Annotated in this window: 37 protein-coding genes and 1 pseudogene; 37 read left to right on the forward strand and 1 reads right to left on the reverse strand. The window is 64.1% G+C overall.

What is annotated here, in order from left to right; all coding sequences use genetic code 11:
* Positions 1-2637, forward strand: a pseudogene (locus tag VFY73_RS11930) (DNA-directed RNA polymerase subunit beta'); the annotation flags it as partial.
* Between the two features lie 100 nt (positions 2638-2737).
* Here VFY73_RS11930 and VFY73_RS11935 read toward each other — a convergent pair.
* Positions 2738-3172, reverse strand: a complete 435-nt coding sequence (locus VFY73_RS11935; protein WP_329718931.1) for a PIN domain-containing protein — start codon at positions 3170-3172, stop codon at positions 2738-2740.
* Positions 3173-3269: 97 nt separating this feature from the next.
* Here VFY73_RS11935 and VFY73_RS11940 point away from each other — a divergent pair, with 97 nt between their 5' ends.
* The 36 genes from VFY73_RS11940 to dsbD all read left to right on the forward strand — a co-directional run bounded on the left by VFY73_RS11940 (position 3270) and on the right by dsbD (position 26182).
* Positions 3270-3890, forward strand: a complete 621-nt coding sequence (locus VFY73_RS11940; RefSeq protein ID WP_329718933.1) for a class I SAM-dependent methyltransferase — start codon at positions 3270-3272, stop codon at positions 3888-3890.
* Positions 3891-4096: 206 nt separating this feature from the next.
* Positions 4097-4474, forward strand: coding sequence for a 30S ribosomal protein S12 (gene rpsL / locus VFY73_RS11945; RefSeq protein WP_035037914.1), 378 nt, complete (start codon positions 4097-4099; stop codon positions 4472-4474).
* A gap of 180 nt (positions 4475-4654) precedes the next feature.
* Positions 4655-5125 carry a 30S ribosomal protein S7 gene (gene rpsG / locus VFY73_RS11950; RefSeq protein ID WP_329718935.1) on the forward strand — a complete coding sequence of 157 codons (471 nt, stop codon included), beginning with the start codon at positions 4655-4657 and terminating at the stop codon, positions 5123-5125.
* Positions 5126-5194: 69 nt separating this feature from the next.
* Positions 5195-7297 carry an elongation factor G gene (gene fusA, locus VFY73_RS11955; RefSeq protein WP_329718937.1) on the forward strand — a complete coding sequence of 701 codons (2103 nt, stop codon included), beginning with the start codon at positions 5195-5197 and terminating at the stop codon, positions 7295-7297.
* A 126-nt stretch (positions 7298-7423) separates the two neighbouring features.
* Complete coding sequence (gene tuf / locus VFY73_RS11960; RefSeq protein ID WP_329718939.1) at positions 7424-8614, forward strand: elongation factor Tu; 1191 nt, start codon at positions 7424-7426, stop codon at positions 8612-8614.
* A 10-nt stretch (positions 8615-8624) separates the two neighbouring features.
* Entirely contained in the window at positions 8625-8936 is a 312-nt protein-coding gene (gene rpsJ, locus VFY73_RS11965; protein ID WP_019561663.1) for a 30S ribosomal protein S10, read from the forward strand.
* Between the two features lie 168 nt (positions 8937-9104).
* Complete coding sequence (gene rplC, locus VFY73_RS11970) at positions 9105-9776, forward strand: 50S ribosomal protein L3 (RefSeq protein WP_329718941.1); 672 nt, start codon at positions 9105-9107, stop codon at positions 9774-9776.
* Positions 9776-10396 (forward strand): 50S ribosomal protein L4, encoded by a 621-nt coding sequence (rplD, locus tag VFY73_RS11975; RefSeq protein ID WP_329718943.1) that lies wholly within the window; start codon positions 9776-9778, stop codon positions 10394-10396. The genes rplC and rplD overlap by 1 nt, the downstream gene beginning before the upstream one ends.
* Positions 10393-10725: a 50S ribosomal protein L23 gene (rplW, locus tag VFY73_RS11980; RefSeq protein WP_329718945.1), complete on the forward strand. Its 333-nt coding sequence runs from the start codon at positions 10393-10395 to the stop codon at positions 10723-10725. The genes rplD and rplW overlap by 4 nt, the downstream gene beginning before the upstream one ends.
* Positions 10726-10728: 3 nt before the next feature.
* Positions 10729-11553, forward strand: a complete 825-nt coding sequence (rplB, locus tag VFY73_RS11985; protein WP_329718947.1) for a 50S ribosomal protein L2 — start codon at positions 10729-10731, stop codon at positions 11551-11553.
* Between the two features lie 11 nt (positions 11554-11564).
* Positions 11565-11840 carry a 30S ribosomal protein S19 gene (rpsS, locus tag VFY73_RS11990; RefSeq protein WP_329718949.1) on the forward strand — a complete coding sequence of 92 codons (276 nt, stop codon included), beginning with the start codon at positions 11565-11567 and terminating at the stop codon, positions 11838-11840.
* Between the two features lie 12 nt (positions 11841-11852).
* The gene (gene rplV, locus VFY73_RS11995) at positions 11853-12182 is read left to right on the forward strand and encodes a 50S ribosomal protein L22 (protein WP_329718951.1); all 330 of its coding nucleotides are present in this window, start codon (positions 11853-11855) and stop codon (positions 12180-12182) included.
* 8 nt (positions 12183-12190) lie between these two features.
* Entirely contained in the window at positions 12191-13054 is an 864-nt protein-coding gene (gene rpsC / locus VFY73_RS12000; RefSeq protein WP_329718953.1) for a 30S ribosomal protein S3, read from the forward strand.
* A gap of 2 nt (positions 13055-13056) precedes the next feature.
* Complete coding sequence (gene rplP / locus VFY73_RS12005; protein WP_329718955.1) at positions 13057-13473, forward strand: 50S ribosomal protein L16; 417 nt, start codon at positions 13057-13059, stop codon at positions 13471-13473.
* A 13-nt stretch (positions 13474-13486) separates the two neighbouring features.
* Positions 13487-13687 (forward strand): 50S ribosomal protein L29, encoded by a 201-nt coding sequence (gene rpmC / locus VFY73_RS12010; protein ID WP_329718957.1) that lies wholly within the window; start codon positions 13487-13489, stop codon positions 13685-13687.
* On the forward strand, positions 13684-13962 hold the full coding sequence (gene rpsQ, locus VFY73_RS12015; protein ID WP_329718959.1) for a 30S ribosomal protein S17: 279 nt from the start codon (positions 13684-13686) through the stop codon (positions 13960-13962). The genes rpmC and rpsQ overlap by 4 nt, the downstream gene beginning before the upstream one ends.
* 129 nt (positions 13963-14091) lie before the next feature.
* On the forward strand, positions 14092-14604 hold the full coding sequence (locus tag VFY73_RS12020; protein WP_329718961.1) for a peroxiredoxin: 513 nt from the start codon (positions 14092-14094) through the stop codon (positions 14602-14604).
* Between the two features lie 230 nt (positions 14605-14834).
* Positions 14835-15203, forward strand: coding sequence for a 50S ribosomal protein L14 (rplN, locus tag VFY73_RS12025; protein ID WP_058086622.1), 369 nt, complete (start codon positions 14835-14837; stop codon positions 15201-15203).
* Between the two features lie 28 nt (positions 15204-15231).
* Complete coding sequence (gene rplX, locus VFY73_RS12030) at positions 15232-15576, forward strand: 50S ribosomal protein L24 (protein ID WP_329718963.1); 345 nt, start codon at positions 15232-15234, stop codon at positions 15574-15576.
* Between the two features lie 38 nt (positions 15577-15614).
* On the forward strand, positions 15615-16154 hold the full coding sequence (gene rplE, locus VFY73_RS12035) for a 50S ribosomal protein L5 (RefSeq protein ID WP_329719017.1): 540 nt from the start codon (positions 15615-15617) through the stop codon (positions 16152-16154).
* An 8-nt stretch (positions 16155-16162) separates the two neighbouring features.
* Positions 16163-16468 carry a 30S ribosomal protein S14 gene (gene rpsN / locus VFY73_RS12040; RefSeq protein WP_329718965.1) on the forward strand — a complete coding sequence of 102 codons (306 nt, stop codon included), beginning with the start codon at positions 16163-16165 and terminating at the stop codon, positions 16466-16468.
* Positions 16469-16492: 24 nt separating this feature from the next.
* Positions 16493-16888, forward strand: a complete 396-nt coding sequence (rpsH, locus tag VFY73_RS12045) for a 30S ribosomal protein S8 (RefSeq protein ID WP_329718967.1) — start codon at positions 16493-16495, stop codon at positions 16886-16888.
* 16 nt (positions 16889-16904) lie between these two features.
* Positions 16905-17438, forward strand: a complete 534-nt coding sequence (rplF, locus tag VFY73_RS12050) for a 50S ribosomal protein L6 (RefSeq protein WP_329718969.1) — start codon at positions 16905-16907, stop codon at positions 17436-17438.
* 11 nt (positions 17439-17449) lie between these two features.
* On the forward strand, positions 17450-17809 hold the full coding sequence (rplR, locus tag VFY73_RS12055) for a 50S ribosomal protein L18 (protein ID WP_329718971.1): 360 nt from the start codon (positions 17450-17452) through the stop codon (positions 17807-17809).
* A 21-nt stretch (positions 17810-17830) separates the two neighbouring features.
* Entirely contained in the window at positions 17831-18349 is a 519-nt protein-coding gene (gene rpsE, locus VFY73_RS12060) for a 30S ribosomal protein S5 (protein ID WP_329718973.1), read from the forward strand.
* Between the two features lie 22 nt (positions 18350-18371).
* The gene (gene rpmD / locus VFY73_RS12065; protein WP_329718975.1) at positions 18372-18560 is read left to right on the forward strand and encodes a 50S ribosomal protein L30; all 189 of its coding nucleotides are present in this window, start codon (positions 18372-18374) and stop codon (positions 18558-18560) included.
* A 27-nt stretch (positions 18561-18587) separates the two neighbouring features.
* Positions 18588-19019, forward strand: coding sequence for a 50S ribosomal protein L15 (rplO, locus tag VFY73_RS12070; protein ID WP_329718977.1), 432 nt, complete (start codon positions 18588-18590; stop codon positions 19017-19019).
* A 38-nt stretch (positions 19020-19057) separates the two neighbouring features.
* Entirely contained in the window at positions 19058-20368 is a 1311-nt protein-coding gene (secY, locus tag VFY73_RS12075; RefSeq protein ID WP_329718979.1) for a preprotein translocase subunit SecY, read from the forward strand.
* Positions 20369-20400: 32 nt separating this feature from the next.
* On the forward strand, positions 20401-20619 hold the full coding sequence (infA, locus tag VFY73_RS12080) for a translation initiation factor IF-1 (protein ID WP_089416251.1): 219 nt from the start codon (positions 20401-20403) through the stop codon (positions 20617-20619).
* Positions 20620-20659: 40 nt separating this feature from the next.
* A complete protein-coding gene (rpmJ, locus tag VFY73_RS12085; protein WP_058933616.1) occupies positions 20660-20773 on the forward strand; it encodes a 50S ribosomal protein L36 in 114 nt (37 codons plus the stop codon).
* Between the two features lie 32 nt (positions 20774-20805).
* The gene (gene rpsM / locus VFY73_RS12090) at positions 20806-21171 is read left to right on the forward strand and encodes a 30S ribosomal protein S13 (protein ID WP_329718981.1); all 366 of its coding nucleotides are present in this window, start codon (positions 20806-20808) and stop codon (positions 21169-21171) included.
* A gap of 34 nt (positions 21172-21205) precedes the next feature.
* Positions 21206-21610, forward strand: a complete 405-nt coding sequence (gene rpsK, locus VFY73_RS12095; RefSeq protein ID WP_324157739.1) for a 30S ribosomal protein S11 — start codon at positions 21206-21208, stop codon at positions 21608-21610.
* 204 nt (positions 21611-21814) lie between these two features.
* Complete coding sequence (rpsD, locus tag VFY73_RS12100; protein ID WP_329718983.1) at positions 21815-22438, forward strand: 30S ribosomal protein S4; 624 nt, start codon at positions 21815-21817, stop codon at positions 22436-22438.
* Between the two features lie 150 nt (positions 22439-22588).
* Positions 22589-23575 (forward strand): DNA-directed RNA polymerase subunit alpha, encoded by a 987-nt coding sequence (locus tag VFY73_RS12105; protein ID WP_329718985.1) that lies wholly within the window; start codon positions 22589-22591, stop codon positions 23573-23575.
* Positions 23576-23749: 174 nt separating this feature from the next.
* Positions 23750-24145 carry a 50S ribosomal protein L17 gene (gene rplQ, locus VFY73_RS12110; RefSeq protein ID WP_329718987.1) on the forward strand — a complete coding sequence of 132 codons (396 nt, stop codon included), beginning with the start codon at positions 23750-23752 and terminating at the stop codon, positions 24143-24145.
* Between the two features lie 138 nt (positions 24146-24283).
* Entirely contained in the window at positions 24284-26182 is a 1899-nt protein-coding gene (gene dsbD, locus VFY73_RS12115; protein ID WP_329718989.1) for a protein-disulfide reductase DsbD, read from the forward strand.
* The last annotated feature ends 3 nt before the right edge of the window (positions 26183-26185 follow it).

Here is a 26185-nt window from a genome sequence, read left to right on the forward strand (position 1 = left end):
CTCGACAACGACCAGGTGGAAATCACCGCGAAGATCGCCGTGCGCCTGACCGAGTACGTGAAGAACGCCGAGACCGGTGAATTCACACCGGTGACCAAGCTCGTCGACACGACGGTCGGCCGCGCTCTGTTGAGCGAGATCCTGCCCAAGGGCCTGCCGTTCTCGAACATCAACAAGGCGCTGAAGAAGAAAGAGATCTCGCGCCTGATCAACACGTCCTTCCGCCGCTGCGGTCTGAAGGAAACGGTGGTGTTCGCCGACAAGCTGCTGCAGTCGGGCTTCCGCCTGGCCACGCGCGCCGGCATCTCGATCGCGATCGACGACATGCTGGTGCCCCCGAACAAGCCGGCGATCCTCGGCGCAGCGGAGAAGGAGGTCAAGGAGATCGAGCAGCAGTACACGTCGGGCCTGGTGACCCAGGGCGAGCGCTACAACAAGGTGGTCGACATCTGGGGCAAGACCGGTGACGAGGTCGGCAAGGTCATGATGACCCAGCTGTCCAAGCAGAAGGTCATCGACCGCCACGGCAAGGAAGTCGACCAGGAGTCGTTCAACTCCATCTACATGATGGCGGACTCCGGGGCGCGGGGCTCTGCGGCGCAGATCCGCCAGCTGGCCGGCATGCGCGGCCTGATGGCCAAGCCGGACGGCTCGATCATCGAGACGCCGATCACGGCGAACTTCCGCGAAGGTCTGAACGTTCTGCAGTACTTCATCTCCACCCACGGTGCCCGTAAGGGCCTGGCGGACACGGCGCTGAAGACCGCGAACTCGGGTTACCTGACGCGTCGTCTGGTCGACGTGACGCAGGATCTGGTCGTCACCGAGGTCGATTGCGGCACCGAACACGGCTTCGCGATGCGTGCGCTGGTCGAAGGTGGTGAAGTGATCGAGTCGCTGCGTGACCGCATCCTGGGCCGCGTCGCCGCGGTCGAGGTGCTTCACCCCGAGACGCAGCAGACGTTGATGCCTGCCGGCACGATGCTCGACGAAGACCTGCTCGACGTGATCGAGGCAGCCGGCGTCGACGAAGTGAAGGTGCGCACGCCGCTGACCTGCGAAACCCGTTTTGGCCTGTGCGCCAAGTGCTACGGCCGTGACCTGGGCCGCGGTGGCCTGGTGAACACCGGCGAGGCGGTGGGCGTGATTGCGGCGCAGTCGATCGGTGAGCCGGGCACGCAGCTGACGATGCGGACGTTCCACATCGGTGGCGCGGCCTCGCGTGCGGCAGTCGCTTCGAGCGTGGACGCCAAGTCGGACGGCTTCATCGGCTTCAACCCGACGATGCGCTACGTGACGAACGGCAAGGGCGAGCTGGTGGTGATTTCGCGCTCCGGCGAGATCGTCATCTCCGACCAGCACGGCCGCGAGCGCGAGCGCCACAAAGTGCCGTACGGCGCGACGCTGAACGTCAAGCCCGACCAGCAGATCAAGGCCGGCACCGTGCTGGCCAACTGGGACCCGCTGACCCGCCCGATCATCACCGAGTTCGCCGGCAAGGCGAAGTTCGAGAACGTCGAGGAAGGCGTGACGGTCGCCAAGCAGGTCGACGAAGTGACCGGCCTGTCGACGCTGGTCGTGATCGACCCGAAGCGCCGCGGTGCTGCCAAGGTCGTTCGCCCGCAGGTCAAGCTGCTGGACGCGGCCGGCCAGGAAGTGAAGATCCCCGGCACCGACCACTCGGTGACGATCGGCTTCCAGGTCGGCTCGCTGGTGCAGATCCGCGACGGCCAGGACCTCGCCCCTGGCGAAGTGCTGGCGCGCATTCCGGTCGAAGGCCAGAAGACGCGTGACATCACCGGCGGTCTGCCACGGGTGGCCGAGCTGTTCGAAGCCCGCAGCCCGAAGGACAAGGGCGCGCTGGCCGAGATCACCGGCACGGTGTCGTTCGGCAAGGAGACCAAGGGCAAGGTTCGCCTGCAGATCACCGACCCGGACGGCAAGGTGTTCGAGGAACTCGTGCCGAAGGAAAAGAACATCCTGGTGCACGAAGGCCAGGTGGTCAACCGCGGCGAGCTGATCGTCGACGGCGCAGCGGATCCGCAGGACATCTTGCGCCTGCTGGGCGTCGAAGAGTTGGCGCGCTACATCGTCGACGAAGTGCAGGACGTGTACCGCTTGCAGGGCGTGAAGATCAACGACAAGCACATCGAGGTGATCGTTCGCCAGATGCTGCGCCGCGTGCAGATCACCAACCCGGGCGACTCGGCCTACATCTCCGGCGAGCAGGTCGAACGCTCCGAGCTGTTCAACACCAACGAGCGCCTGCGTGGCGAAGGCAAGGTCACCGCGACCTACGCCGACGTCCTGCTGGGCATCACGAAGGCCTCGTTGTCGACCGACTCGTTCATCTCGGCCGCTTCCTTCCAGGAGACAACCCGCGTGCTCACCGAGGCGGCGATCATGGGCAAGCGTGACGAGTTGCGTGGTCTGAAGGAAAACGTGATCGTCGGTCGCCTGATCCCGGCCGGTACCGGCATGGCCTTCCACCAGGCCCGCAAGGCCAAGGAAGACATGGACGAGACCGAGCGCCGCGCGATCGCTCTGCAGGAAGCCGAAGAACTGGCGTCGGCCCAGCTGGCCAGCCTGGAAGCCCAGGGCGGCGGCCATGGCGGTGGCGAGCCGAGCGCCGAATAAGCGTTCCGATCCACAGCAGCAAAAGGGCGACCCTCGGGTCGCCCTTTTTTCGTCCGAGGCCTGGCGTCCCGAGGCTGACGATCGCCGGCGTGTGCGTGCGTCAGTCCAGCCGCCACTCGCGGGGCGGCACGATGCGCAGCCCGGTCAGGGCTTGCGCGCGGCGCCGCAGCTTCAACACCGCGCGGTCACGGCTGACCAGCCAGCGGCACCCCTGGGCCACGGCCAGGTCGATGAAGGCCTGATCGTCGGGGTCGCTGCACTGCAGCCGCCCGGCCAGCACCGGCGTGGCCGGGGCTTCGGTCATCGACGCCCAGCGGTCCCAGTGCGGTGCGACCTGGGCCCAGTCGACCGGCCAGCGCGGCCCCAGGCCCCGCGCCACCACGTACGCCAGCTCCTCGCGCATCCAGGCGCTGGCCAACCAGCGCACGCGGCCCCGCGTGATCGCGTCGACCAGCGGCGCGCACTCCGGGTTGCGAAACAGCAGTGCGTCGAGCACGACGTTGGTGTCGAGAATGATCGAGTCGATGGTGGACATGGCAGTTGGGTTGGCGGCGCACCGACGCGGCCTGGACCTGTGCCAAGATGGTGTTTGGTGCCCGCCATGGGCGACAACAACAGGCGCAGGAGCCCCGATGTACGAAGCCAGCAAGGCCTTGATGCGGCGGATGCACGACAGCCGCTTTGCGACGCGCTATTTCGTCGGCCATGGTATCGACATCGGCTGCGGGCCGGACCCGGTCAGCCAGTACGCGCAGCAGTTTCCGTTGATGCGCGGCTGCCGCGGCTGGGACCTGGCCGACGGTGATGCGCAGCTGCTGGCGTCCGTCGCGGATGGTTCGTTCGACTTCGTGCATTCGAGCCATTGCCTGGAGCACATGGTCGATCCCCCGACCGCGCTCGGCCACTGGCTGCGGGTACTCAAGCCGGGCGGCCACCTGATCGTCACGGTGCCGGACGAGGACATGTACGAGCAGGGGGTTTTCCCGTCGACCTTCAACAGCGACCACAAGTGGACCTTCACGATGCACAAGGCCCGCAGCTGGTCGCCCAAGTCGCTCAACCTGATGCACCTGCTGGCCGACTTCGCCGACCGGGCGCAGACGCTCAAGGTCGAGCAGCTCGACGCCAGCTTCCGCTTCATCGACCGCCGTTTCGACCAGACGGCGACCCCGGTGGGCGAGTGTGCGATCGAGTTCGTGATGCGCAAGTGGCGCCCCGAAGAGCTGGCCCGCGGCGGGCGTCTGCCGGGTTGACAGCAGGCCACCGGCCGGGTATTTGCCGAGATCGGCTGGCTGGCATATAATTTTGGGCTTTTCGGCAGATTCTGCTGCGCTCACACCTTGAGCGGCTCGGCCCGAGTGAAACGACTCGGGCCTTGAGCCGCTTCTGCTTTGGGGCGCTCGGCGCCTTCGCCGAAAAGAATCGAACCCACGTAACTTCAAACGGGAACAAGTTACCCATGCCCACCATCAACCAGCTCGTGCGCCAAGGCCGTCAGGTCGAAGTCACGAAGTCCAAGTCGCCTGCGATGCAGAACTGCCCGCAGCGCCGCGGTGTTTGCACCCGCGTCTACACCACCACGCCGAAGAAGCCGAACTCGGCGCTTCGTAAGGTCGCCAAGGTGCGCCTGACCAACGGTTTCGAGGTCATCTCGTACATCGGCGGTGAAGGCCACAACCTGCAGGAGCACAGCGTCGTGCTGGTGCGTGGCGGCCGTGTGAAGGATCTGCCGGGCGTGCGCTACCACATCGTGCGCGGCTCGCTGGACTTGCAAGGTGTCAAGGACCGCAAGCAATCGCGTTCGAAGTACGGCGCCAAGCGCCCGAAGAAGGCCTGATCAGCTTGTATTGAAACGAGGTCGTCACGCCGGGCTGCGAAGCTTTGAGGCTGATGGCAAGAATGCGGCCAGGGCCGATGCCCGAGCCGAGTAAGTGAAAGACCCACGCCAGAAGGCAATCAGTGGTCTTTCGCGGTGAAGGCGAGAGCCGGCACCAACTGAAGATAAAGGAAGAGTGAAATGCCACGTCGTCGCGAAGTACCCAAGCGCGAGATCCTGCCGGACCCGAAGTTCGGCTCCGTCGATCTGTCCAAGTTCATGAACGTGATCATGGAATCGGGCAAGAAGGCCGTCGCCGAGCGCATCATCTACGGTGCGCTGGATCAGGTCGAGAAGAAGGCCAACAAGGATCCGCTGGAAGTCTTCATGGTCGCGTTGAACAACGTGAAGCCGATGGTCGAGGTCAAGTCCCGCCGCGTCGGCGGTGCGAACTACCAAGTTCCCGTGGAAGTTCGCCCCGTCCGCCGGATGGCCCTGGCCATGCGTTGGCTGAAGGAATCGGCCCGCAAGCGCGGCGAGAAGTCGATGGCCGCCCGCCTGGCCAACGAACTGCTGGAAGCCTCGGAAGGCCGCGGCGGCGCGATGAAGAAGCGCGACGAAGTGCACCGTATGGCTGAAGCCAACAAGGCGTTCTCGCACTTCCGCTTCTAAGATCCTCGTTTCCCGGCCGCCTAGGGTTATCACCAACCCGGGCGGCCCTTCGTATTTGGAGTGACCACCATGGCTCGCAAGACCCCCATCGAGCGCTACCGCAACATCGGTATCTCGGCGCACATCGACGCTGGCAAGACCACGACGACCGAGCGCATCCTCTACTACACCGGTGTGAACCACAAGATCGGTGAAGTGCACGACGGCGCCGCCACGATGGACTGGATGGAGCAGGAGCAGGAGCGTGGCATCACGATCACCTCCGCGGCGACCACCTGCTTCTGGAAGGGCATGGAAATGAACTTCCCCGAGCACCGCATCAACATCATCGACACCCCCGGGCACGTCGACTTCACGATTGAAGTCGAGCGCTCGATGCGCGTGCTCGACGGTGCCTGCATGGTCTATTGCGCCGTGGGTGGCGTGCAGCCCCAGTCGGAAACCGTCTGGCGCCAAGCCAACAAGTACAAGGTGCCCCGCCTCGCGTTCGTCAACAAGATGGACCGCACCGGCGCGAACTTCTTCAAGGTCTACGACCAGATGAAGACCCGCTTGAAGGCCAACCCGGTGCCGGTGGTCATTCCCATTGGCGCCGAGGAAAACTTCACCGGCGTGATCGACCTGATCAAGATGAAGGCGATCATCTGGGACGAAGCCTCGCAGGGCATGAAGTTCGAGTACAAGGACATCCCCGCCGAGCTGCAGGCCGATGCCCAGAAGTGGCGCGAGAACATGGTCGAAGCGGCTGCAGAAGCCAGCGAGACCCTGATGAACAAGTACCTGGAGTCGGGCGAGCTGACCGAGGCCGAGATCAAGACCGGCCTGCGCACGCGCACGATCGCGACCGAGATCCAGCCGATGCTGTGCGGCACTGCGTTCAAGAACAAGGGCGTGCAGCGCATGCTGGATGCCGTGATCGAGTACATGCCGTCGCCGATCGACATCCCGCCGGTGCCGGGCACCGACGAGGACGACAAGGAAACCACCCGCAAGGCCGACGACAACGAGAAGTTCGCTGCGCTGGCGTTCAAGCTGATGACCGACCCGTACGTCGGCCAGCTGACCTTCGTGCGCGTCTACTCGGGCGTGCTGAAGTCGGGCGACTCGGTCTACAACCCGATCCGCGGCAAGAAAGAGCGCATCGGCCGGATTCTGCAGATGCACGCCAACCAGCGTGAAGAAATCAAGGAAATCCTGGCCGGCGACATCGCCGCCTGCGTGGGCCTGAAGGACGTGACCACCGGCGAAACGCTGTGTGATCCGGAATCGATCATCACGCTGGAAAAGATGGTCTTCCCCGAGCCGGTGATTTCGCAGGCCGTGGAACCCAAGACCAAGGCCGACCAGGAAAAGATGGGCATCGCCCTGGGCCGCCTGGCCCAGGAAGATCCGTCGTTCCGCGTGCGCACCGACGAGGAATCCGGCCAGACCATCATCTCCGGCATGGGCGAGCTGCACCTGGAGATCATCGTCGACCGCATGAAGCGCGAGTTCGGCGTCGAAGCCAACGTCGGCAAGCCGCAGGTGGCCTACCGCGAGACGATCCGCAAGGCCGTGACCGACGTCGAAGGCAAGTTCGTTCGCCAGTCGGGCGGCAAGGGCCAGTACGGTCACGTCGTGCTGTCGATCGAGCCGCAGGAGCCGGGCAAGGGTTTCGAGTTCGTCGACGCGATCAAGGGCGGCGTGGTGCCGCGCGAGTTCATCCCCGCGGTGCAAAAAGGCGTCATCGACACCCTGCCGAACGGCGTGCTGGCCGGCTACCCGGTGGTCGACGTGAAGGTCACGCTGACCTTCGGTTCGTACCATGAAGTGGACTCGAACGAAAACGCGTTCAAGATGGCCGCGTCGATGGGCTTCAAGGACGGCTGCCGCAAGGCCAACCCCGTCATTCTGGAGCCGATGATGGCGGTCGAAGTCGAGACGCCGGAAGACTACGCCGGCTCGGTGATGGGCGACCTGTCGTCCCGTCGCGGCATGGTGCAGGGCATGGACGACATGCCCGGCGGCGGCAAGATCATCAAGGCTGAAGTTCCGTTGTCGGAAATGTTCGGCTACTCGACAACGCTGCGCTCGATGTCGCAAGGCCGTGCGACGTACACGATGGAGTTCAAGCACTACAGCGAAGCTCCGAAGAACGTCGCCGACGCGATCATCACCGCCCGCGGCAAATAATTCGCTGCTCAACTTTTTGAGCCGGTCTTCGGCTTCGCGCCTCCCGCTGCCCGTGGCGGGGGATTCCGCGACGAAGCGAAGACCTTAAACCTCGTCACGGGCAACGCTCTTTCCTGGAGAAAAGAAATGGCAAAAGGCAAGTTTGAACGGACCAAGCCGCACGTGAACGTGGGCACGATTGGTCACGTGGACCATGGCAAGACGACGCTGACGGCGGCGATCACGACGGTGCTGAGCTCGAAGTTCGGCGGCGAGGCCAAGGCCTACGACCAGATCGATGCGGCGCCGGAAGAAAAGGCGCGCGGCATCACGATCAACACTGCGCACGTCGAGTACGAAACGGCTAACCGCCACTACGCTCACGTGGACTGCCCGGGCCACGCCGACTACGTCAAGAACATGATCACCGGCGCTGCACAGATGGACGGCGCGATCCTGGTGTGCTCGGCCGCTGACGGCCCGATGCCGCAGACCCGCGAGCACATCCTGCTGGCCCGCCAAGTCGGCGTGAAGTACATCATCGTCTTCCTGAACAAGTGCGACATGGTCGACGACGCCGAGCTGCTCGAGCTCGTCGAAATGGAAGTGCGCGAGCTGCTGTCGAAGTACGACTTTCCCGGCGACGACACCCCGATCGTCAAGGGTTCGGCCAAGCTGGCGATGGAAGGCGACAAGGGCGAGCTGGGCGAACAAGCCATCATGAAGCTGGCCGACGCGCTGGACAGCTACATCCCGACGCCTGAGCGTGCCATCGACGGCGCGTTCCTGATGCCCGTTGAAGACGTGTTCTCGATCTCCGGCCGCGGCACCGTGGTGACCGGTCGCGTCGAGCGCGGCGTGGTCAAGGTCGGCGAAGAAATCGAAATCGTCGGCATCAAGGCGACCCAGAAGACCACCTGCACCGGCGTGGAAATGTTCCGCAAGCTGCTGGACCAGGGCCAGGCCGGCGACAACGTGGGCATCCTGCTGCGCGGCACCAAGCGTGAAGACGTCGAGCGCGGCCAAGTGCTGTGCAAGCCCGGCACGATCAAGCCGCACACGCACTTCACCGCCGAGATCTATGTCCTGAGCAAGGAAGAAGGCGGCCGCCACACGCCGTTCTTCAACAACTACCGCCCGCAGTTCTACTTCCGCACGACGGACGTGACCGGCGCGGTCGAGCTGCCGAAGGACAAGGAAATGGTCATGCCTGGCGACAACGTCGCCATCACGGTCAAGCTGATCGCCCCGATCGCGATGGAAGAAGGCCTGCGCTTCGCCATCCGTGAAGGCGGCCGCACCGTCGGTTCTGGCGTCGTGGCCAAGATCATCGAGTAAGGCGGACCCCATGCAAAAGCAAAAGATCCGCATCCGCCTGAAAGCCTTCGACTACAAGCTGATCGACCAGTCGGCACTGGAAATCGTCGACACCGCCAAGCGCACCGGCGCGATCGTCAAGGGTCCGGTGCCCCTGCCGACCCGCATGCAGCGTTTCGACATCCTGCGTTCGCCGCACGTCAACAAGACCTCGCGTGACCAGTTCGAGATCCGCACGCACCAGCGCCTGATGGACATCGTCGACCCGACCGACAAGACCGTCGACGCGCTGATGAAGCTGGACCTGCCGGCCGGCGTCGACGTCGAGATCAAGCTGCAGTAAACGGCTCCGCCCGCGAGGACGGCCGTTGCGGGGTTTCCCGCGTCTGCTATACTCGCGAGCTTTCCTGGAAAGTGGGTGACCTCGGTCACCCGTTTTCCATTCGTCAGCCCGGCCAATCGATGTCGGGTCGTGTAACCAGCCCCTTTCCTAAGGGGCGGAGAAGAAACCATGAGTCTTAGCAATCGCCTCGGATTGCTGGGCCGCAAGGTGGGCATGATGCGCGTGTTCACGGATGACGGCGATGCCGTTCCCGTGACCGTGCTGGATGTGTCCAACAACCGCGTGGCTCAGGTCAAGACCGTTGAGACCGACGGCTACAGCGCCATCCAGGTGGCGTTCGGCACCCGCAAAGCATCGCGCGTGTCCAAGCCGGAAGCCGGCCACCTCGCCAAGGCGGGTGTCGAAGCCGGTGAAGTCCTGAAGGAATTCCGCGTCGCCGCTGAAGTCGCCGCCGAATACAAGGCTGGCGCCACCGTGCCGGTCACCCTGTTCGCCGCTGGCGAGAAGGTCGACGTGCAGGGCACGTCGATCGGCAAGGGCTTCACGGGCACCATCAAGCGCCACAACTTCAGCTCGCAGCGCGCGTCGCACGGTAACAGCCGTTCGCACAACGTGCCGGGCTCGATCTCGATGGCGCAAGACCCGGGCCGCGTATTCCCGGGCAAGAAGATGTCTGGCCACCTGGGCGACGTGACCGTCACGACCCAGAACCTCGACGTGATCCGCATCGACGAAGCCCGCCAGCTGCTGCTGGTGCGTGGCGCGGTGCCGGGTGCCAAGAACGGCCACGTGGTCGTGCGGCCCGCCGTCAAGGTCAAGGTCAAGAAGGGAGCCAACTGATGCAACTCGAGCTCCTGAACGAACAAGGCCAGGCCACCTCGAAGGTGGATGCGCCCGACACCGTGTTCGCGCGCGACTACAACGAAGCGCTGGTGCACCAGATCGTCGTGGCCTACCAGGCCAACGCGCGCCAAGGCACCCGCAAGCAGCTGACCCGCGCCGAAGTTCACCACTCGACCAAGAAGCCTTTCCGCCAGAAGGGCACCGGCCGCGCTCGCGCCGGTATGACCTCGTCGCCGCTGTGGCGCGGGGGTGGTCGGATCTTCCCGAACACGCCGGACGAGAATTTCTCGCACAAGGTCAACAAGAAGATGTACCGCGCCGGCATGGCCGCGATCCTGTCGCAGCTGGCCCGTGACGGCCGCCTGGCGGTGGTTGATTCGCTGACCGTCGAAGCGCCCAAGACCAAGCTGCTGGCCGCCAAGTTCAAGGCCATGGGCCTGGACTCGGTGATGGTGATCTCCGACCAAGTCGATGACAACCTGATCCTGGCTTCGCGCAACCTGGCCAACGTGCTGGTCGTCGAGCCGCGCTACGCCGATCCGCTGTCGCTGGTCTTCTACAAGAAGGTGCTGGTGACCAAGGCCGCGATCGAGCAGCTCAAGGAGATGTTCGCATGAGCAGCCGTATCAATCCCGGCCCGGTGAAGGCCAACGAAAGCCGCCTGGCCCAGGTGCTGGTCGCCCCGATCGTGTCCGAAAAGGCCACGCAGGTCGCCGAGAAGCACAACCAGGTGCTGTTCAAGGTGCTGCGCGACGCGACCAAGCTCGAGATCAAGGCCGCCGTCGAGCTGCTGTTCAAGGTCGAAGTCGAGGCCGTGTCGGTGGTCAACGTCAAGGGCAAGGTCAAGCGCTTCGGCCGCTCGATCGGCCGTCGTGACCACGTCAAGAAGGCCTATGTCTCGCTGAAGGCGGGCCAAGAGCTCAACTTCTCCGGGGAGGCTGCGTAAATCATGCCAGTCGTCAAAGTCAAACCGACCTCCGCCGGCCGCCGCGCCGTCGTGAAGGTGGTGCACCCGCACCTGCACAAGGGCGCTCCGGAAGCTTCGCTGCTGGAACCGCAAAAGCAGAACGCCGGCCGCAACAACAACGGCCACATCACCACCCGTCACAAGGGCGGTGGGCACAAGCACCACTACCGCGTGGTCGACTTCAAGCGCAACAAGGACGGCATTCCGGCCAAGGTTGAGCGCATCGAGTACGACCCGAACCGCACGGCGCACATCGCGCTGGTGTGCTACGCCGATGGCGAGCGCCGCTACATCATCGCCCCGCGCGGTCTGGAAGTCGGCTCCACCATCCTGAGCGGCGCCGAAGCGCCGATCAAGGCGGGCAACACGCTGCCGATCCGCAACATTCCCGTGGGCTCGACCATTCACTGCATCGAGATGCTGCCGGGCAAGGGCGCCCAGATCGCCCGCTCGGCCGGTACCTCGGTCACGCTGATGGCGCGCGAAGGCACCTACGCCCAGGTTCGCCTGCGCTCGGGTGAAGTGCGCAAGATCCACATCGACTGCCGCGCCACGATCGGCGAGGTGTCGAACGAAGAGCACAACCTGCGTCAGTACGGCAAGGCCGGCGCCATCCGCTGGAAGGGCATCCGCCCGACCGTGCGCGGCGTCGCGATGAACCCGGTGGATCACCCGCACGGCGGCGGCGAAGGCCGTACCGGCGAGGGCCAGGCCCCGGTGTCGCCGTGGAACACGCTGACCAAGGGTTACCGCACGCGGAACAACAAGCGCACGCAGACGTTCATCGTCTCGCGTCGCAAGAAGTGAGGCCGTAGAACATGGCACGTTCACTCAAGAAGGGTCCCTTCGTGGACCACCACCTTCTGGCCAAGGCCGACAAGGCCGTGACCACGAAGGACAAGAAGCCGATCAAGACCTGGTCGCGTCGTTCGACCATCCTGCCCGACTTCATCGGCCTGACCATTGCCGTGCACAACGGCAAGCAGCACGTGCCGGTGTACGTGACCGACCAGATGGTCGGCCACAAGCTCGGCGAGTTCGCACTGACCCGTACGTTCAAGGGTCACCCCGCGGACAAGAAGGCCAAGAAGTAAAAGGACACGACGATGGAAACCAAAGCAATCGTTCGTGGTGTTCGCCTGTCGGCCGACAAGGGTCGGCTGGTGGCCGACCTGGTGCGCGGCAAGCGCGTCGACCAGGCGCTGAACATCCTGAGCTTCACGCAGAAGAAGGCCGCCGGCATCGTCAAGAAGGCGCTGGAGTCCGCGATCGCGAACGCCGAGCACAACGACGGCGCCGACATCGACGAACTGAAGGTCACCTCGATCTACGTGGAGCAAGGCGCCACGCTGAAGCGTTTCTCGGCCCGTGCCAAGGGCCGTGGCAACCGCATCAGCAAGGGCACCTGCCACATCTACGTGACCGTGGGGAACTGAGGAAGACCATGGGACAAAAAATCCATCCGACCGGCTTCCGCCTGCCCGTCACCCGTGCCTGGGCGTCGCGCTGGTACGCGAACAGCCGCAACTTCGCCACGATGCTGGCCGAAGACCTGGCAGTTCGCGACTACCTGAAGACGCGTCTGAAGAATGCCGCCGTCTCGCGCATCCTGATCGAGCGCCCCGCCAAGAACGCCCGCATCACGATCTACTCGGCTCGTCCGGGCGTCGTGATCGGCAAGAAGGGTGAGGACATCGAGAACCTGAAGGCCGAACTGACCCGCCGCCTGGGCGTGCCGGTGGCAGTGAACATCGAGGAGGTGCGCAAGCCCGAAATCGATGCTCAGCTGATCGCCGACTCGATCACCCAGCAGCTGGAAAAGCGCATCATGTTCCGCCGCGCAATGAAGCGCGCGATGCAGAACGCGATGCGCCTGGGCGCCCAGGGCATCAAGATCATGTCCGCCGGCCGCTTGAACGGCATCGAAATCGCACGTACCGAGTGGTACCGCGAAGGCCGCGTGCCCCTTCACACCCTGAAGGCCGACATCGACTACGGCTTCTCGGAAGCCAAGACCACCTACGGCGTCATCGGCGTCAAGGTCTGGGTCTACCGCGGTGACCGCCTGGGTGCCGGCGAGACCCCGGTGGCCAAGCCTGAGGGTCAGGAAGAAGAGCGTCGCCCGCGTCGTCCGGCTCGTCCGGGCGCGCCGACCGGCCGTGGCCGTCCGGGCGGTGACCGTGGCGACCGTGGCGCTCCGCGCCTGGGTGCCGACAAGCCTGCCGAAGGTGGCGCTGCCGCTCCGGCTGTCAAGCGTGTGCGCAAGGTCGCCGCGCCGGCTGCCGGCGGCGAAGGCAAAGGAGAATAAGCATGCTGCAACCAGCACGTCGCAAGTTCCGCAAGGAACAGAAGGGCCGCAACACCGGCGTCGCCACCCGTGGCGCCAATGTGTCGTTCGGCGATTTCGGTCTGAAGGCCACCGAGCGTGGTCGTCTGACCGCCCGCCAGATCGAAGCGGCCCGTCGTGCCATCTCGCGCCATATCAAGCGCGGTGGCCGCATCTTCATCCGCATCTTCCCGGACAAGCCGATTTCGCAGAAGCCGGCTGAAGTCCGGATGGGTAACGGCAAGGGCAACCCCGAGTACTACGTCGCCGAGATCCAGCCGGGCAAGGTGCTGTACGAAATCAACGGCGTTCCCGAAGAACTGGCGCGCGAAGCGTTCACGCTGGCCGCTGCCAAGCTGCCGCTGCGTTGCACCTTCGTGGCCCGCCAGATCGGCGCCTGAAAAGGAAAGCACCATGAAAGCATCTGAACTGCGCGCCAAGGACGTGGCCGCGCTCGAGAAGGAGGTCACCGACCTCCTGAAGGCGCACTTCGGCCTGCGCATGCAAAAGGGCACCCAGCAGCTGTCGAACACGGCGACGCTGGGCGAAACCCGCCGCGACATCGCCCGCGCCAAGACCATCCTGGCCCAGAAGAAGAAGGAAGCCGCCAAATGACGCAAGCTCAAGAAGCGACGACCGCGAACACCCGTACCCTGGTTGGCAAGGTCGTCAGCGACAAGCGCTCGAAGACCGTCACCGTGCTGGTCGAGCGACGCACCGCGCACGAGCTCTACGGCAAGATTGTGGCCCGCTCGCGCAAGTACCACGCCCACGACGAAAAGGGTGAGTACCACATGGGCGACATGGTCGAGATCGCCGAGACCCGCCCGCTGTCCAAGACCAAGAACTGGGTCGTGACCCGCCTGGTCGAGAAGGCCCGCCTGGTCTAAGACTGTCGAGCCTGTGCTGCGAAGGGGTCTTGCACCCCGACGCGGCAACGAACGGCCGGAACGCTGGAATACTGGCGCCCGGCCGTTTCTCTTTTGTTGCGCTTCGCGCTGTCCTCACGAGGAGAACCCATGATCAAGGTTGGAGACAAGCTGCCTGCCGGCACGCTGAAAGAGTTCATCGAAGTCGAGGGCGACGGCTGCTCGCTCGGCCCGAATGCGTTCGACATCGAGAAGGCCACGGCCGGCAAGACGATCGCGCTGTTCGCACTGCCGGGTGCCTTCACGCCGACCTGCTCGGCCAAGCACGTGCCCGGCTATGTGGAGCAGGCGGCGGCATTGAAGGCGGCTGGCGTCGACGAGATCTGGTGCGTGTCGGTCAACGACGCGTTCGTGATGGGCGCCTGGGGCCGCGAGCAGAAGACTGGCGGCAAGGTGCGCATGATGGCGGATGGCAGCGGCGATTTCACCCGCGCGACGGGCCTGACGCTCGATCTTACGGCCAGCGGCATGGGCCAGCGCTCGCAGCGTTACTCGATGCTGGTCGTCGACGGTGTGGTCAAGACGCTGAACGTCGAGGCACCCGGCAAGTTCGAGGTCAGCGACGCGGCAACGATGCTGCGTCAGGCCGAAGCTGCCCGCTGAACGCACACGCCTGAAGCAGAAAGGGCAGCGCAAGCGCTTGACACGCGCTCGGGTTGTCCCTCATAATCCACAGCTTCGCCGGAATTCGGCTCGTGCGTTCGTGCGGGCAGGGTGCCGGATCCGCCCAAACATTCGCCGCCGAGCACAAATCTCGGCAGCGGCTGACGGGCCCAAGACTGACCGACTCGCCCTCTCTCCGACGGGTGTGACGGGACAAGTTGGGGACACAAATGATCCAAATGCAATCGCGACTTGACGTCGCTGACAACACGGGCGCGAAGTCCGTCATGTGCATCAAGGTGCTGGGTGGTTCCAAGCGCCGGTATGCAGGCATTGGCGACATCATCAAGGTGTCGATCAAGGAAGCTGCGCCGCGTGGCCGCGTCAAGAAGGGCGAGGTCTACAGCGCTGTGGTCGTGCGTACCGCCAAGGGCGTGCGCCGCCAGGACGGCTCGCTGATCAAGTTCGACGGCAATGCCGCCGTGCTGCTGAATGCCAAGCTGGAGCCGATCGGCACCCGCATCTTCGGCCCCGTGACGCGCGAACTGCGCTCCGAGCGCTTCATGAAGATCGTGTCGCTGGCGCCGGAAGTGCTCTGAAGCACTTGCCACGAGTAAAGGAAACGCGATGAACAAGATTCGCAAGGGCGACCAGGTCGTGGTGTTGACCGGTCGCGACAAGGGCAAGCGCGGTGCGGTGATCGAGCGCGTTGATGCGGACCACCTGGTGGTCGAGGGCATCAACATGGTCAAGAAGCACGTCAAGCCGAATCCGCTGAAGGGCACGACCGGTGGCGTGATCGACAAGACGATGCCGATCCACCAGTCCAACGTGGCCATCTTCAACCCCGCGACCGGCAAAGCCGATCGTGTCGGTATCAAGTTGCTGAGCAAGGCCGATCAAGAATCCCGCAAGACCAAGGACAACGGCGTTCGCGTCTTCAAGTCCAGCGGCGAAGAGATCAAGGCCTGAGGAGCGCGAGCATGAGTCAACAGCAAAAAGCCGCGATCGTGGCGCGCCTGCAGGCCTACTACCAGGAAAAGGTGGTGCCCGACATGATGGCCAAGTTTGGCTACCAGTCGGTGATGGAAGTGCCGCGCCTGACCAAGATCACGCTGAACATGGGTGTCAGCGAGGCCGTGGCCGACAAGAAGGTCATGGACCACGCCGTCGGCGACCTGACCAAGATCGCCGGCCAGAAGCCCGTGGTCACCAAGTCGAAGAAGGCCATCGCCGGTTTCAAGATCCGTGACGGTGTGCCGATCGGCTGCATGGTCACGCTGCGCGGTGCGCGCATGTTCGAATTCCTGGACCGTTTCGTCACCGTGGCGCTGCCGCGAGTGCGTGACTTCCGTGGTATCTCTGGCCGCTCGTTCGACGGCCGTGGCAACTACAACATCGGCGTCAAGGAACAGATCATCTTTCCGGAAATCGAGTACGACAAGATCGACGCGATTCGCGGCATGAACATTTCCTTCACGACCACCGCGAAGACCGACGACGAGTGCAAGGCGCTGCTCGCTGCGTTCCGCTTCCCGTTCAAGAACTGAGGTGATCTGTGGCTAAAACCTCTCTCAAGCAGCGTGAAGACAAGCGCGAAAAGCTGGTCGCCAAGTACGCGAAAAAGCGCGCCGAGCTGAAGGCGATCATCGACGACGCCAAGAAGTCCGACGACGAGCGTTACGCGGCCCGCCTCGAGCTGCAGAAGCTCCCGCGCAATGCCAACCCGACCCGCCTGCGCAATCGTTGCGAGTTGACCGGTCGTCCCCGCGGCACGTTCCGCAAGTTCGGCCTGGCCCGCAACAAGATCCGCGAGCTCGCCTTCAAGGGCGACATTCCTGGCGTGATCAAGGCCAGCTGGTAATCGAGGCGACAAGGAGAAAACACCATGAGCATGAGTGATCCTATCGCCGACATGCTGACCCGCATCCGCAACGCGCAAGCCGTTGAGAAGACTTCGGTGACCATGCCGGCGTCGAAGCTCAAGGTTGCGATCGCGCAGGTGCTGAAGGACGAGGGTTATATCGATACCTTCGCCGTCAAGGGTGACAGCGGCAAGAATGAACTCGAGATCGGCCTGAAGTACTACGCCGGTCGTCCCGTCATCGAGCGCATCGAGCGCGTCAGCCGTCCTGGCCTGCGCATCTACCGCGGCCGCGATGCGATTCCGCAGGTCATGAACGGCCTGGGTGTTGCCATCGTCACCACGCCCAAGGGCGTGATGACCGACCGCAAGGCACGTGCCGCCGGTGTCGGTGGCGAAGTGCTGTGCTACGTGGCCTAAGGGAAGGAGTCGAGCAATGTCCCGTGTTGGAAAAATGCCGATCACCGTCCCGCAAGGCGTGGACGTGAAGGTCGCCGCCGACCAGATCACCGTGAAGGGCGCCAATGGCACCCTGGTGCGTCCCGTGAATGCGCTGGTGACGGTCAAGAATGAAGCCGGCTCGCTGCAGTTCGCGCCGGCCAATGAGTCTGCCGAAGCCAATGCCATGAGTGGCACGATGCGCGCGCTGGTGGCCAACATGGTCAACGGCGTCAGCAAGGGTTTCGAGAAGAAGCTGAACCTGGTCGGCGTGGGCTTCCGGGCCCAGGCCCAGGGGCAGAAGCTGAACCTGCAGATCGGCTTCTCGCACCCGGTCGTCAAGGATATGCCTGCCGGCATCACCGTGACGACGGCGACCCCGACCGAAATCGTGATCAAGGGCGCCGACCGTCAGGTCGTCGGCCAGATCGCCGCCGAAGTCCGCGCCATCCGGCCTCCCGAGCCCTACAAGGGCAAGGGTATCCGCTACGCCGATGAGCGCGTGGTCCTCAAAGAGACCAAGAAGAAGTAAGGAGCGACACCATGCTGAACAAGAAAGAACAGCGTCTGCGTCGCTCGCGTCAAACGCGCGAGCGCATTGCCAAGCAAGGCGTCGCTCGTCTGACCGTCTTCCGCTCGAACCTGCACATCTACGCCAGCGTCATCTCCGAAGATGGCACCAGCGTGGTCGCGTCGGCATCGACGGCCGAGAAGGATCTGCGTACCCAGTTGACCGGCAACGGTGGCAACGCCGCTGCCGCGGCACTGGTGGGCAAGCGCATCGCCGAAAAGGCCAAGGCCGCTGGCGTCGAGAAGGTCGCTTTCGACCGCGCTGGTTTCGCCTACCACGGCCGCGTCAAGGCGCTGGCAGAAGCCGCGCGTGAAGCCGGTCTCCAGTTCTGATAGCGGCGAAGGAATAGCAACATGGCAAAGTTTCAACCCCGCGTTCAGGACGAAGGCCGGGACGATGGCCTGAAGGAAAAGATGATCGCGGTCAACCGCGTCACCAAGGTCGTCAAGGGTGGTCGCACGCTGAGCTTCGCGGCTCTGACCGTGGTCGGTGACGGCGATGGCCGCATCGGCATGGGCAAGGGCAAGGCCAAGGAAGTGCCGGTGTCGGTGCAGAAGGCCATGGAAGCGGCTCGCCGCGGCATGGTCAAAGTGGCCTTGAAGAACGGCACGATCTTCCACAAGGTGGAAGGTGAGCATGGCGCAGCCAAGGTGCTGATGGCACCGGCCCCGGCCGGTACCGGCATCATCGCCGGCGGCCCGATGCGCGCTGTGTTCGAGGTGATGGGAGTGACCGACATCGTGGCCAAGAGCCACGGTTCGACCAACCCGTACAACATGGTGCGCGCCACGCTGGACGCACTGAAGCGCTCGACCACGCCGGCCGAGGTCGCTGCCAAGCGCGGCAAGACGGTTGAAGAGATCTTCAACTGATCGGCTTCGCAGGAGAACTTCGATGACGACAGAAGCCAAGAAGACCTTGAAGGTCAAGCTGGTTCGCAGCCCGATCGGCTGCAAGCAGTCCCACCGCGACACCGTGCGCGGCCTGGGTCTGCGCAAGGTCAACAGCGAGAGCGTGCTGGAAGACACCCCCTCGGTGCGCGGCATGATCAACAAGATTTCCTACCTGGTGCAGGTGCTGTAAAGCGCCCACCTCCCGAGGAAGAGCAACATGCAACTGAACACGATCAAGCCGGCTTCCGGCGCCAAGCATGCCAAGCGCCGTGTCGGCCGCGGCATCGGCTCCGGCCTGGGCAAGACCGCGGGCCGTGGCCACAAGGGCCAGAAGTCCCGTGCGGGCGGCTACCACAAGGTGGGCTTCGAGGGCGGTCAGATGCCGCTGCATCGCCGCTTGCCCAAGCGCGGCTTCAAGTCGGCGCTGCTGAAGTTCAATGCCGAGATCACCCTGCTCGAGCTGCAGACGCTGGGCGCCGACGAGGTGGACCTGCTGACGCTGAAGCAAGCCGGCCTGGTGGCCGACCTGGTCAAGAACGTCAAGGTCATCAAGTCCGGCGAGCTGACCAAGAAGGTCACGCTGAAGGGCATTGGTGCCACCGCTGGCGCCAAGGCGGCCATCGAGGCCGCCGGCGGCTCGCTGGCCTGATCACGGCCTGACAACCGACTCGAAGGACACCCACCCTCGTGGCAACCTCCCCGAATCAGCTGGCCAAGACGGGCAAGTTCGGCGACCTGCGTCGTCGGCTGGTCTTCTTGCTGCTGGCCCTCGTGGTCTACCGCATCGGCGCGCACATTCCGGTGCCGGGCATCAACCCGCAACAGCTGCAGGCCTTGTTCGAGGGCCAGCAGGGCGGCATCCTGAACCTGTTCAACATGTTCTCGGGTGGCGCGCTGTCGCGGTTCACGGTGTTCGCGCTGGGGATCATGCCGTACATCTCGGCGTCGATCATCATGCAGCTGATGACCTACGTGGTGCCGACGCTCGAGGCGCTGAAGAAGGAAGGCGAGTCAGGCCGGCGCAAGATCACGCAGTACACGCGCTATGGCACGCTGCTGCTGGCAGTTTTCCAGTCGCTGGGCATTGCGCTGGCACTCGAAGGCACGACCGGGCTGGTGATCGCCCCCGGTTTCGGCTTCCGTGTCACCGCGGTGGTCAGCCTGGTGGCCGGGACGATGTTCCTGATGTGGCTGGGTGAGCAGATCACCGAGCGTGGCCTGGGCAACGGGATCTCGATCCTGATCTTCGGCGGCATCGCTGCCGGACTGCCCAGCGCGATCGGCGGCCTGTTTGAACTGGTGCGCACCGGTGCGATGAGCATCATCGCCTGCCTGTTCATTCTGGCCATCGTGGTGGCTGTGACCTTCGCCGTCGTGTTCGTCGAGCGGGGGCAACGCAAGATCCTGGTCAACTACGCCAAGCGCCAGGTCGGCAACAAGGTCTACGGTGGCCAGTCGTCGCACCTGCCGCTGAAGCTGAACATGTCGGGCGTGATCCCGCCGATCTTCGCGTCGTCGATCATCCTGCTGCCGGCCACGATCGTGGGTTGGTTCGCTACCGGCGAAGGCATGCGCTGGCTGAAGGACATCTCGTCGGCGCTGTCGCCCGGTCAGCCGATCTATGTGATCCTGTATGCGGCGATGATCGTGTTTTTCTGCTTCTTCTACACCGCGCTGGTGTTCAACAGCCGGGAGACCGCAGACAACCTGAAGAAGAGCGGCGCGTTCATTCCGGGCATCCGTCCGGGCGAGCAAACGGCCAAGCATATCGACAAGATCCTGTCTCGGCTGACGCTGGCCGGCGCGATCTACATCACGCTGGTCTGCCTGCTGCCAGAGTTCTTGGTGCTGAAGTACAACGTGCCTTTCTATTTCGGAGGCACCTCGCTGCTGATCATCGTGGTCGTCACGATGGACTTCTGGGCACAGGTGCAGTCGTATGTGATGAGTCAGCAGTACGAGTCGCTGCTGAAGAAGGCGAATTTCAAGGCCAGCTGAACCGACTCGAACAGCTGCCAGCAGAAAAAACAATGGCGAAAGACGACGTCATCCAGATGCAGGGTGAGATCCTGGAAAACCTGCCCAACGCCACCTTCCGAGTGAAGCTGGAAAACGGGCATGTGGTTCTGGGACACATCTCCGGCAAGATGCGGATGCACTACATCCGCATCTTGCCGGGCGACCGGGTGACTGTCGAACTGACCCCTTACGATTTGAGTCGCGCTCGGATTGTTTTCCGCGCAAAGTGAATAACGTCCCAGAGCGTTTGGACCCCTCCCGGAGAAGACCATGAAAGTCTCAGCCTCGGTCAAGAAAATGTGCCGCAACTGCAAGATCATCCGCCGTAATGGCGTGGTTCGCGTGATCTGCACCGACCCCCGCCATAAGCAGCGCCAGGGTTGAGCCACGGCTGACAGCGAATCGAAGGAAGCACAATGGCACGTATTGCTGGTATCAACATTCCGCCGCACAAGCACGCGGAGATTGGCCTGACGCACATCTACGGCGTCGGCCGCACGACCGCTCAGAAGATCTGCGACTCGGTGGGCATCGCCTACTCGAAGAAGATCAAGGACCTGACCGACACCGACCTGGAAAAGATCCGGGAAGAGGTGGGCAAGCTGACGATCGAAGGCGACTTGCGTCGCGAGATTTCGATCAACATCAAGCGCCTGATGGATCTGGGCTGCTACCGCGGCTTCCGCCATCGCCGTGGCCTGCCGATGCGTGGTCAACGCACCCGCACCAACGCCCGCACCCGCAAGGGCCCGCGCAAGGGTGCAGCCGCGCTGAAGAAGTAAGCGTCGCCCACGGTATTAGGAAAGAGAACACAACATGGCCAAAGCACCTGCCAACACCGCCGCGCGGCGTGTGAGCAAGAAGATCCGCAAGAACATCGCGGATGGCATTGCCCACGTGCATGCCTCGTTCAACAACACGATCATCACGATCACCGACCGCCAGGGCGGCGCGCTGTCGTGGGCCTCGTCGGGCGGTCAGGGCTTCAAGGGCTCGCGCAAGTCGACCCCGTTCGCTGCCCAGGTCGCTGCCGAAGTGGCTGGCCGTGCTGCGCAAGAACAAGGCATCAAGAATCTCGACGTGCGGATCAAGGGCCCCGGCCCGGGACGCGAGTCGTCGGTGCGCGCCCTGGCGTCGCTGGGCATCCGCATCAACTCGATTTCGGACATCACCCCGATCCCGCACAACGGCTGCCGCCCGCAAAAGCGCCGCCGGATCTGAGTGCGGCAGGGTTGTGACGACCCTGCTACAATCGAGAGTTTCCCGAATGCCGACCGCAGAGTGATCTGCGGTCGGCTTCCTTACTCCCAAGCCCACCGTCTGAGCGTCAAGCACAACACTCGCCAGACTCGCGCGCCGGCCCGGATCGTTTTCAGCGAACCTGACCACTGGGCGCGTCAGCAACACACCTAAGAAGGAAGCAACGTGGCACGTTACCTCGGCCCCAAGGCCAAGCTGTCCCGCCGTGAAGGCACCGACCTGTTCCTGAAGAGCGCCCGCCGCGCCATCAGCGACAAGGCCAAGTTCGATTCGAAGCCTGGTCAGCACGGCCGCACCTCCGGCTCGCGCACCTCAGATTTCGGCCTGCAGCTGCGTGAAAAGCAGAAGGTCAAGCGCATGTACGGGGTGCTGGAGCGCCAGTTCCGTCGCTACTTCGCCGAGGCTGATCGCCGCAAGGGCAACACCGGTGCCAACCTGCTGTTCCTGCTCGAGACTCGCCTGGACAACGTCGTCTACCGCATGGGTTTCGGCTCGACCCGCGCCGAGGCGCGCCAGCTGGTCTCGCACAAGGCGCTGACGGTCAATGGCCAGGTCGTGAACATTCCGTCGTACCAGGTCAAGGCCGGCGACGTGATCGCGATCCGCGAAAAGTCGAAGAAGCAGCTGCGCGTCGTCGACGCGCTGAAGCTGGCCGAATCCATCGGCCTGCCGGCCTGGGTTCAGGTCGACGCCACCAAGCTGGAAGGCACCTTCAAGAAGGTTCCGGACCGCGACGAATTCGGCGCCGAAATCAACGAATCGCTGATCGTCGAGTTGTATTCGCGTTGATGCCATTTTTGGCGCCTGCGTGCCGATGCGCGCATGCGGCCCAACCCCGCCGTGGCAAGCCGGTCCCGTGGCGGGTTTTTCGTGCTCCGGTGTGGTCCGCCAGCCTTATCGGTGTAACGAGCCGAGGGTATTGAGAGGAACAGGACTTACATGCAAACCAATCTGCTGAAACCCAAAGCCATCGTTGCGGAGCCGCTGGGCGGCCACCGCGCCAAAGTCACGCTGGAGCCGTTCGAGCGTGGTTATGGTCACACGCTCGGCAATGCGCTGCGTCGCGTGCTGTTGTCGTCGATGGTGGGTTACGCGCCGACGGAGGTCACGATCGCCGGCGTGCTGCATGAGTATTCGACGATCGACGGCGTGGCCGAAGATGTCGTGCACATCATGCTGAACCTGAAGGGCGTGGTTTTCCGCCTGCACAACCGCGACGAAGTCACGCTGGTGCTGCGCAAGGAAGGCGAGGGCCCGGTCACGGCGGCCGACATCCAGACGCCGCACGACGTGGAAATCGTCAACCCCGAGCATGTCATCGCGAACCTGGCCCAAGGCGGCAAGCTCGACATGCAGATTAAGGTCGAGAAGGGCCGTGGCTACGTGCCGGGCAACCTGCGCCGCTATGGCGACGAGCCGACCAAGTCGATCGGCCGCATCGTGCTGGACGCATCGTTCTCGCCGGTCAAGCGGGTCAGCTACGCGGTCGAAAACGCCCGCGTCGAGCAGCGCACCGACCTGGACAAGCTGGTGATGGAGATCGAGACCAACGGCGCCATTTCGCCGGAAGAAGCGATCCGCGCATCGGCCAAGATCCTGGTCGAGCAGCTGGCCGTCTTCGCCCAGCTGGACGTTGGCGACATCGCCACCTTCGACCAACCGGCCAAGAGCTCGGCGGTGTTCGACCCGATCCTGCTGCGCCCGGTCGACGAGCTCGAGCTGACGGTGCGTTCGGCCAACTGCCTGAAGGCCGAAAACATCTACTACATCGGCGATCTGATCCAGCGCACCGAGACCGAACTGCTGAAGACCCCGAACCTGGGTCGCAAGTCGCTCAACGAAATCAAGGAAGTGCTCGCTTCGCGTGGCCTCACGCTGGGCGCACGCCTGGAGAACTGGCCGCCCCAGGGCCTGGACAAGCGCTGATTGTCCGCACCCCGGCTGGTGGAAACGCCAGCCACCCTCCGAGAGGGGTAGGCCATTGGGCTTGGGACGGCCCGGTGCCCAATGGCTTCTCGGCAACAACGGTCATTTGACCGAACTGTGCACCCCCTGGTACCTGATCCGGCCAGGGTTCAATAAAGAAAGGAAAGCACCACCATGCGTCACCGCCACGGACTTCGCAAACTCAACCGCACCAGCGAACACCGCGCCGCCATGCTGCGCAACATGTGCGTCTCGCTGCTGCGCCACGAAGCCATCAAGACCACGGTCCCGAAGGCCAAGGAACTGCGCCGCGTCGTCGAGCCGCTGATCACGCTGGGCAAGGAAGCTACGGTTGCCAATCGCCGGTTGGCCTTCGCCCGCCTGCGTGACCGCGACATCGTGACCAAGCTGTTCAACGAGCTGGGCCCGCGCTACCAGGCCCGCCCGGGTGGTTACACCCGGATCCTGAAGATGGGTTTCCGCGTCGGCGACAATGCGCCGATGGCTTACGTCGAGCTGGTCGATCGTCCTGAAATGGCGACCGAAACGGCCGAAGGCGCCGCCGAGTAAGTCAAGAATCCTCTTCCTGAGGATGTCGCAATGAAAGGGCCAGCTATGCTGGCCCTTTTTGCTTGGTCCGCACGGTTCACCAAGCCGGTGCCTCGGACGGCGTGGAACCTGCGCCGCCCGGACCTCTCAGAGAACGACATGATCCGACCGTTGAACTGGCTTCGTCGCTTCGCCGGCCTGTTGGCCACGCTGTGTTTGGCCGCGCTCGGCTTGCTGGGCCCCGTTGGGGGCCATGCTGCTGACGACTTCCTCGAGCCCGAGCAGGCCTTTCCGCTCGATGTGCGCGCGGCCGGCCCGAAAGAGTTGCTGCTGACCTTCCGTACGGTGCCCGGCTACTACCTGTACCGTGAGAAGTTCCATTTCCAGACGGCCGAAGCGTCGGTCGGCGAGCCGGTGCTGCCGGCGGGCCAAGTCAAGTTCGACGAGAACTTCCAGAAAGAGGTCGAGACCTATCACGGGCCGCTCGAAGTGCGGCTGCCGGTGACTCAGGCGCCGGCCGGTGGCTTCACGCTCGATGTGGTGTCTCAAGGTTGTGCGGACGCCGGCCTTTGTTATCCGCCGCTGACCCGCCTGGTGCGCGTCTCATTGGCTGGCTTTGGCGGTGACGGAACTGCCAGCCTGGTCGGTGAACCGCAGGCCAGCACAGGAGCGGGTGCCGGTGCCGGCGGTGGGCTTTTGAAGTCCGCCGGGCAGTCGGCGGCGTCGCCGCCCGCCACCTCCATGGAGGAATCGACCAACGAAGGGGATCGTGTCCAGCAGGTGCTGAAGAGTGGCTCCTGGTGGGCGACCATTGGGGCGTTCTGGCTGATGGGGCTGCTGCTGGCCTTCACGCCCTGCGTACTGCCGATGCTGCCGATCCTGTCGTCGATCCTGACGGGCGGGGCGGAGGTCTCGCGCCAGCGCGGCTTCTTGCTGGCGGTGTCGTATTCGCTGGGCATGGCGATGGTCTACACCGTGTTGGGGGTGGCCGCGGGCCTGGCGGGCGAAGGCTTGGCCGCGACCCTGCAGAAACCGGCCGTATTGGCGGGTTTTGCCTTGATGCTCGTGGTGTTTTCGCTGTCGATGTTCGACGTCTATGAGCTGCGCCTGCCGTCGGCCCTGGCGACGCGGTTGGACGGTGCGTCGCGCCGCTTGCCCGGTGGCCAGCTGGCCGGCGTGTTCCTGATGGGGGGGCTGTCGGCACTGATCGTCAGCCCCTGTGTCACGGCGCCGCTGGCCGGGGCGCTGCTGTTTCTGAGCCAGACGCGCGATGTGGTGCTCTCGGCCAGCGCGCTGTTCGCATTGGCGGTGGGCATGAGCACGCCGTTGCTGCTGCTGGGTGCTTCAGCGGGCGCCTGGTTGCCTCGCTCGGGCACCTGGATGAACGTGATCAAGCGCTTCTTCGGCCTGGTCCTGCTGGGGGTTGCTTTGTGGGTCGTGCAGCCGGTGCTGCCTGCCGTGGTGGCGCTGGCGCTGTGGGGTGCCTTGCTGCTGGTCGCGGGCTTCATGCTGCGCCCGTTCGATGCCAATCCGCACAGCGCCGCGCCGCGCGTCTGGCTGCAGCGCGCGGCCGGCGTGGCGGCCCTGGCGTGGGGCGTGATGATGCTCGGCGGCGCCGCGTCGGGTGGGCGTGATCCGCTGCAACCGTTGGCGCATCTGGTGTCGGGGGCTCCAGGCGTTGCGTCAGACAGTGCGCCGATGCCGCTGGCCTTCGTGCCGGTCAGAAGCGTGGCCGAGCTGGACGCCCAGGTGGAGCGGGCCGGGCGACCGGTGATGCTGGATTTCTACGCCGACTGGTGCGTGTCATGCAAGGAGATGGAGCGGTTCACTTTCAGCGACCCGCAAATCCGCGCGCGGTTGTCCAAGGCCTTGTTGTTGAAGGCGGACGTGACGGCCAACAACGATGACGACCGCGCACTGCTCAAGCGCTTCCAGCTCTTCGGCCCGCCAGGCACGATCTTCTTCGACGCGAATGGGCGCGAGTCGCGTGACGTGCGGGTCATCGGCTTCCAGGACAGCGTGCGATTCGCAAAAAGCTTGGACGCCGCTGGCCTCTGAGAA

Origin of the sequence: Ideonella sp. (assembly GCF_036277275.1) — a bacterium.
In the GTDB taxonomy this organism is placed as follows: domain Bacteria; phylum Pseudomonadota; class Gammaproteobacteria; order Burkholderiales; family Burkholderiaceae_C; genus Ideonella.

Excerpts from the sequence above, each read along its gene's own strand:
- VFY73_RS11935 (WP_329718931.1), bottom strand. The coding sequence starts at position 3,172 with ATGTCCACCATCGACTCGATCATTCTCGACACCAACGTCGTGCTCGAC.
- VFY73_RS11940 (WP_329718933.1), top strand. The coding sequence starts at position 3,270 with ATGTACGAAGCCAGCAAGGCCTTGATGCGGCGGATGCACGACAGCCGC.
- rpsL (WP_035037914.1), top strand. The coding sequence starts at position 4,097 with ATGCCCACCATCAACCAGCTCGTGCGCCAAGGCCGTCAGGTCGAAGTC.
- rpsG (WP_329718935.1), top strand. The coding sequence starts at position 4,655 with ATGCCACGTCGTCGCGAAGTACCCAAGCGCGAGATCCTGCCGGACCCG.
- fusA (WP_329718937.1), top strand. The coding sequence starts at position 5,195 with ATGGCTCGCAAGACCCCCATCGAGCGCTACCGCAACATCGGTATCTCG.
- tuf (WP_329718939.1), top strand. The coding sequence starts at position 7,424 with ATGGCAAAAGGCAAGTTTGAACGGACCAAGCCGCACGTGAACGTGGGC.
- rpsJ (WP_019561663.1), top strand. The coding sequence starts at position 8,625 with ATGCAAAAGCAAAAGATCCGCATCCGCCTGAAAGCCTTCGACTACAAG.
- rplC (WP_329718941.1), top strand. The coding sequence starts at position 9,105 with ATGAGTCTTAGCAATCGCCTCGGATTGCTGGGCCGCAAGGTGGGCATG.
- rplD (WP_329718943.1), top strand. The coding sequence starts at position 9,776 with ATGCAACTCGAGCTCCTGAACGAACAAGGCCAGGCCACCTCGAAGGTG.
- rplW (WP_329718945.1), top strand. The coding sequence starts at position 10,393 with ATGAGCAGCCGTATCAATCCCGGCCCGGTGAAGGCCAACGAAAGCCGC.
- rplB (WP_329718947.1), top strand. The coding sequence starts at position 10,729 with ATGCCAGTCGTCAAAGTCAAACCGACCTCCGCCGGCCGCCGCGCCGTC.
- rpsS (WP_329718949.1), top strand. The coding sequence starts at position 11,565 with ATGGCACGTTCACTCAAGAAGGGTCCCTTCGTGGACCACCACCTTCTG.
- rplV (WP_329718951.1), top strand. The coding sequence starts at position 11,853 with ATGGAAACCAAAGCAATCGTTCGTGGTGTTCGCCTGTCGGCCGACAAG.
- rpsC (WP_329718953.1), top strand. The coding sequence starts at position 12,191 with ATGGGACAAAAAATCCATCCGACCGGCTTCCGCCTGCCCGTCACCCGT.
- rplP (WP_329718955.1), top strand. The coding sequence starts at position 13,057 with ATGCTGCAACCAGCACGTCGCAAGTTCCGCAAGGAACAGAAGGGCCGC.
- rpmC (WP_329718957.1), top strand. The coding sequence starts at position 13,487 with ATGAAAGCATCTGAACTGCGCGCCAAGGACGTGGCCGCGCTCGAGAAG.
- rpsQ (WP_329718959.1), top strand. The coding sequence starts at position 13,684 with ATGACGCAAGCTCAAGAAGCGACGACCGCGAACACCCGTACCCTGGTT.
- VFY73_RS12020 (WP_329718961.1), top strand. The coding sequence starts at position 14,092 with ATGATCAAGGTTGGAGACAAGCTGCCTGCCGGCACGCTGAAAGAGTTC.
- rplN (WP_058086622.1), top strand. The coding sequence starts at position 14,835 with ATGATCCAAATGCAATCGCGACTTGACGTCGCTGACAACACGGGCGCG.
- rplX (WP_329718963.1), top strand. The coding sequence starts at position 15,232 with ATGAACAAGATTCGCAAGGGCGACCAGGTCGTGGTGTTGACCGGTCGC.
- rpsH (WP_329718967.1), top strand. The coding sequence starts at position 16,493 with ATGAGCATGAGTGATCCTATCGCCGACATGCTGACCCGCATCCGCAAC.
- rplF (WP_329718969.1), top strand. The coding sequence starts at position 16,905 with ATGTCCCGTGTTGGAAAAATGCCGATCACCGTCCCGCAAGGCGTGGAC.
- rplR (WP_329718971.1), top strand. The coding sequence starts at position 17,450 with ATGCTGAACAAGAAAGAACAGCGTCTGCGTCGCTCGCGTCAAACGCGC.
- rpsE (WP_329718973.1), top strand. The coding sequence starts at position 17,831 with ATGGCAAAGTTTCAACCCCGCGTTCAGGACGAAGGCCGGGACGATGGC.
- rpmD (WP_329718975.1), top strand. The coding sequence starts at position 18,372 with ATGACGACAGAAGCCAAGAAGACCTTGAAGGTCAAGCTGGTTCGCAGC.
- rplO (WP_329718977.1), top strand. The coding sequence starts at position 18,588 with ATGCAACTGAACACGATCAAGCCGGCTTCCGGCGCCAAGCATGCCAAG.
- infA (WP_089416251.1), top strand. The coding sequence starts at position 20,401 with ATGGCGAAAGACGACGTCATCCAGATGCAGGGTGAGATCCTGGAAAAC.
- rpmJ (WP_058933616.1), top strand. The coding sequence starts at position 20,660 with ATGAAAGTCTCAGCCTCGGTCAAGAAAATGTGCCGCAACTGCAAGATC.
- rpsM (WP_329718981.1), top strand. The coding sequence starts at position 20,806 with ATGGCACGTATTGCTGGTATCAACATTCCGCCGCACAAGCACGCGGAG.
- rpsK (WP_324157739.1), top strand. The coding sequence starts at position 21,206 with ATGGCCAAAGCACCTGCCAACACCGCCGCGCGGCGTGTGAGCAAGAAG.
- VFY73_RS12105 (WP_329718985.1), top strand. The coding sequence starts at position 22,589 with ATGCAAACCAATCTGCTGAAACCCAAAGCCATCGTTGCGGAGCCGCTG.
- rplQ (WP_329718987.1), top strand. The coding sequence starts at position 23,750 with ATGCGTCACCGCCACGGACTTCGCAAACTCAACCGCACCAGCGAACAC.
- dsbD (WP_329718989.1), top strand. The coding sequence starts at position 24,284 with ATGATCCGACCGTTGAACTGGCTTCGTCGCTTCGCCGGCCTGTTGGCC.